A 4,519-nucleotide genomic window follows, 5' to 3' on the forward strand; every position below is an offset into this window, starting at 1 on the left:
CCGTTGAGCAGCGCCAGGCCCTCCTTGGCGCCCAGTGTCACCGGTTCCAGGCCATGCGAGACGAAGGCGACCTTGGCCGGGAAACGGCCATGTGGGGTAAAACATTCGCCGACGCCGATCATCACCGCCGTCATGTGCGATAGCGGGGCAAGGTCGCCGGAGGCGCCGACCGAACCTTGCGCCGGCACCACCGGGATGACGTCGTTGGCCAGCATCGCTTCCAGCAACTCGATGGTTTGCGGCCGCACACCCGACGCGCCCTGCGCCAGGCTGGCGAGCTTCAGCGCCATCATCAGCCGGCAAACGGCAACCGGCATCGGCTCGCCGACGCCGGCGGCGTGCGACAGGACGATGTTGCGCTGCAAGGTCTCGAGATCCTCGGCCGGGATGCGGACGCTGGCCAGTTTGCCGAAGCCGGTGTTGATGCCATAGACCGGCTCGCCCTTGGCGACTATCCTAGCGACGGCCTCGGCGCTCGCCTTGATTTTCGGCCGGCAGGCATCGTCCAGCTTGGGCACGGCGCCACGATAGATGGCGCGCCAGTCGGCCAGCGTCGCATTGCCGGGTTTCAGGGTCAGTTCGGTCATTGTCCTCTCCAGATGCGGGCATGCAGCGGGTTGAAGCCCATGCGGTAGACGAGTTCGGCGGGGCGCTCGATGTTCCAGATCGCCAGGTCGGCGGATTTTCCGGCTTCCAGCGTGCCGGTTTCTCCCAGCAAACCAAGCGCGCGGGCCGCCTCCCGGGTGACGCCGGCAATGCATTCATCGACGGTCAGGCCGAACAGGGTCGCGGCCATGTTCATGGTCAGAAGCAGTGAGGTCAGCGGCGAAGTGCCGGGATTGTTGTCGGTGGCGACAGCCATCCTGACGCCGTGCTGGCGAAACAAGCCGATCGGCGGCTTCTTGGTTTCGCGAATGAAATAGTAGGCGCCGGGCAGGATCGTCGCCACGGTTCCGGCCTTGGCCATCGCCGCTGCACCTGCCTCATCGGTGTATTCGAGATGGTCGGCCGACAGCGCACCGTAACGGGCGGCGAGTTCGGCGCCATGCAAATTGGACAGTTGGTCGGCATGAAGCTTGACCGGCAGGCCGGCCGCCTTTGCAGCATCGAAGACGCGCGCCATCTGTTCCGGCGAAAAGGCGATGCCCTCGCAGAAACCGTCGACGGCATCGGCCAGCCCCTCGGCGGCAACCGCCGGGAGAATTTCCTTGGCGACCAGATCGATAAAGGCGTCCTTGTCACCCTTGGCTTCCGGCGGCAGCGCGTGGGCGCCGAGGAAGGTCGTGCGGATCGTCACCGGCCGCTGGTTGCCCAGCCGCCGTGCGGCACGCAGCGACTTCTTCTCGTTTTCGAGGTCCAGGCCGTAGCCTGATTTTACCTCCACGGTGGTTACGCCCTCGGCAATCAGCGCATCGAGGCGTGGCAGTGATTGGGTGACCAGTTCGCTCTCGCTGGCGGCGCGCAGCGACTTGACCGAGGAGACTATGCCGCCACCAGCCCGGGCGACCTCTTCATAAGTGGCGCCGGCCAGCCGCATCTCGAATTCGTTGGCGCGGTTGCCGGCATGGACCAGATGGGTGTGGCAGTCGATCAGGCCGGGTGTGATCCAGCGGCCCTCGCAATCAACCGTCTCGGCGCCCTGGGCAAGTGTCGGGGGCAGCTCCGACTCGGGGCCGGCATAAACAATGCGGCCGTCACGCGCAGCGACCGCGCCATGTTCGACGACGCCAAGTCCGGCAGACCCGTCGGCCATTGTCGTCAGCCGCGCATTGCGCCACAGACGAAGATCCCCTGCCCGGCTTTTGCTCTTTGCAGCCATCATCTTTTCCGTTTCAATCGATGACGATTATGTATATACATATTGAAACGCACTGCAAGTGCCTTCATCGCATGAGACACAGAGAACCGGAGAGAAAAGTGGCAGCGATCTTTGCGGAACAGGCGCTCCTTCCCGATGGCTGGCGCGAAAATGTGCGGCTTACCCTGGCCGAGGGACGCATCACAGCCGTTCAGCCTGGCGCTGCTGCGGCAGCCGGCGACGAACGTCACGCGATCCTGTTGCCCGGCATGCCCAATTTGCACAGCCACGCCTTCCAGCGCGGCATGGCCGGCCTTGCCGAGCTTCGCGGCCCCTCCGCCGACAGTTTCTGGAGCTGGCGCGAGGTGATGTACCGTTTCGCCCTGTCGATGACGCCCGATCAGGTCGAGGCGGTTGCCGCACAACTCTATGTCGAGATGCTGGAGGCCGGTTTTTCCCGCGTCGGCGAATTTCACTATCTGCATCACGACCGCGATGGAAAACCCTACGCCAACCTCGCCGAGATGGCCGAGCGCATTGCGGCCGCGGCCGGCGAGGCAGGCATCGGCCTGACGCTTTTGCCGGTGTTTTATGCGCACTCGTCTTTCGGCGGTGCCGCACCAAACGAAGGCCAGCGGCGATTCATCAACGATGTGAATCGATTCTCGCGGCTTGTTGAGAAATGCCGCGAATCGGTTCGCGCGTTGGATCAGGCTGTTGTCGGCGTCGCTCCGCACAGCCTTCGCGCCGCGACACCGGAAGAACTGATTGACGTGACTGCCCTGGCGCCGGACGGGCCTATCCACATCCACATTGCCGAGCAGGTGAAAGAAGTCGAGGATTGCCTTGCCTGGTCGGGCGCGCGGCCGGTCGAATTTCTGCTGGCCAATGCCAAAGTCGACAAGCGCTGGTGCCTGATCCACGCCACCCACATGACCGATGCTGAAACCGTTGCCATGGCCAAAAGCGGTGCCATCGCCGGCCTATGCCCGATCACCGAGGCCAATCTCGGTGACGGCACTTTTGCCGCGCCGCTGTTCAGGGAACATGGCGGCCGCTATGGCGTCGGCTCCGATTCCAATGTGCTCATCGGCCTGCCCGACGAGTTGCGCCAGCTCGAATATTCGCAGCGCCTCGCCCACCGCGCCCGCAATGTGCTGGCGGTCGCAGGCGGCTCGACCGGCCGCGCACTGTTCGACGCCGCGCTCGACGGTGGCAGCGTCGCGCTTGGCGCCGGTGCTTCCGCGATCGCCGCCGGCGCATCCGCCGATCTTGTCTCGCTCGATCCCAAAAATCCCTCGCTGGCCGGCAAGAGTGGCGACGCGATCCTCGACGCCTGGATCTTCGCCAATGGCAGCAAGGTCGACTGCGTCTGGGTGCATGGCCGCAAACAGGTCAGCGGCGGCAGGCATGTGAAGCGAGAGGCCATCGCTGAGCGTTTTCGCAACGTGATGACGGCGCTTTCGGCATGAGCATGGCCGGTACAGTGGAGGCGGAAGGCGGCGGCTCGCTGCACCAGCGCATCCTCTCCGACATCAGCGAGAAAATCCTGTCCGGCGCCTGGGCGCCCGGTCATCGCATCCCGTTCGAGCATGAGTTGAGCGTGCAATACAATTGCTCGCGCATGACGGTGAACAAGGCGCTGTCGCAGCTTGCCAAGGCCGGACTGATCGAGCGCCGCCGCCGCTCAGGCAGCTTTGTGCGCCGGCCGCAGTCGCAGGCCGCGGTGCTGGAAATCCACGATATCCGCATCGAGGTCGAAGCGCTCGGCCTGCCCTATCGCTACGAGCGCGTCGCCCGACACAAAAGGCGCAGCAGCGCCGGGGATCGCGCGCTGCTGGAACTCGGCGTGGCCGGACCGGTGCTGGCGCTGGAGTGCGGTCATTTCGCCGGCGAGCGGCCGTTCGCGCATGAACAGCGGCTGATCAATCTCACCGCCGTGCCCGAGGCAGCGGACGAGGAATTCGTGGCCACCGCACCAGGACCATGGCTGATTGGCCGCGTGCCGTGGAGCGAAGCCGAGCACCGGATTCGCGCTGTCGCCGCCGACAGGCATATCGCGGCTGCACTCGATATAGAAACCGGTGCGCCCTGCTTGGTGGTCGAGCGACGGACGTGGAGCGCCGAGCACCCGGTCACCCATGTGCGCTTCACCTACGCGGCCGAGAGCCACACGCTGGTGGCGAGGTTCAGGCCGCAGGGGTGAGGCTGATCTCCCCCCACGTGGGGGGAGATTGGCAGCTTCAACGCCTCAAATCGCAGCGGTAATAATAATCTCGACCAGATATTCCGGGGCGGCGAGCTTTGCTTCGCCGGTGGCGCGGGCTGGCGTGTTGCCCTGCGGCACCCACTTGTCCCATTCCGCGTTCATCTCGGCAAAGGTGCTCATGTCGGCCAGCCAGATGATCGCCTGCAGGATCTTGGTCTTGTCGGAGCCAGCCTTGGCCAGCAATTCGTCGACAGCCGCCAGGATGTCCCTGGTCTGCGAAGCGACATTGCCGGTTGGCTGGCCGACCTGACCAGCCAGATAGACGGTATTGCCATGGATGACGATCTGGCTCATGCGCGGGCCGACATCGATGCGACGAATGCTCATTGGATGGTTCCTTCCTGTGGCGGTTGCGCTTCTTTAGAGTCGCGACCGGCTTGGGGCAAGGTCGCCAGGTCGAATCCCCTTGGGCCAACGGCATATGATACGCACACACGGCAAGTTGACCCTGC

At 64.6% G+C, this 4,519-nt stretch carries 5 protein-coding genes; 2 read left to right on the plus strand and 3 right to left on the minus strand.

What is annotated here, in order from left to right:
* Both EN994_RS19080 and hutI read right to left on the minus strand, forming a co-directional pair.
* A partial coding sequence (locus EN994_RS19080; protein ID WP_164746011.1) for an aromatic amino acid lyase occupies positions 1 to 587 on the minus strand: 587 nt, incomplete at its 3' end.
* Complete coding sequence (gene hutI, locus EN994_RS19085) at positions 584 to 1,819, minus strand: imidazolonepropionase (RefSeq protein ID WP_063167743.1); 1,236 nt, start codon at positions 1,817 to 1,819, stop codon at positions 584 to 586. The genes EN994_RS19080 and hutI, both read right to left, overlap by 4 nt.
* A 98-nt stretch (positions 1,820 to 1,917) precedes the next feature.
* Between hutI and EN994_RS19090 the strand changes: the two genes are divergently transcribed.
* Together EN994_RS19090 and hutC are read left to right on the plus strand one after the other, a co-directional pair.
* Positions 1,918 to 3,270 carry a formimidoylglutamate deiminase gene (locus EN994_RS19090; protein WP_024505593.1) on the plus strand — a complete coding sequence of 451 codons (1,353 nt, stop codon included), beginning with the start codon at positions 1,918 to 1,920 and terminating at the stop codon, positions 3,268 to 3,270.
* Positions 3,267 to 4,004: a histidine utilization repressor gene (gene hutC, locus EN994_RS19095; RefSeq protein WP_082826433.1), complete on the plus strand. Its 738-nt coding sequence runs from the start codon at positions 3,267 to 3,269 to the stop codon at positions 4,002 to 4,004. Before EN994_RS19090 ends, hutC begins: the two co-directional genes overlap by 4 nt.
* 45 nt (positions 4,005 to 4,049) lie before the next feature.
* Here the strand turns inward: hutC and EN994_RS19100 are convergent, their stop codons facing one another.
* A complete protein-coding gene (locus EN994_RS19100) occupies positions 4,050 to 4,394 on the minus strand; it encodes a RidA family protein (protein WP_013532306.1) in 345 nt (114 codons plus the stop codon).
* Positions 4,395 to 4,519 lie beyond the last annotated feature (125 nt).

The organism is Mesorhizobium sp. M7A.F.Ca.CA.002.09.1.1 (genome assembly GCF_003998555.1).
Taxonomy (GTDB): domain Bacteria; phylum Pseudomonadota; class Alphaproteobacteria; order Rhizobiales; family Rhizobiaceae; genus Mesorhizobium; species Mesorhizobium ciceri.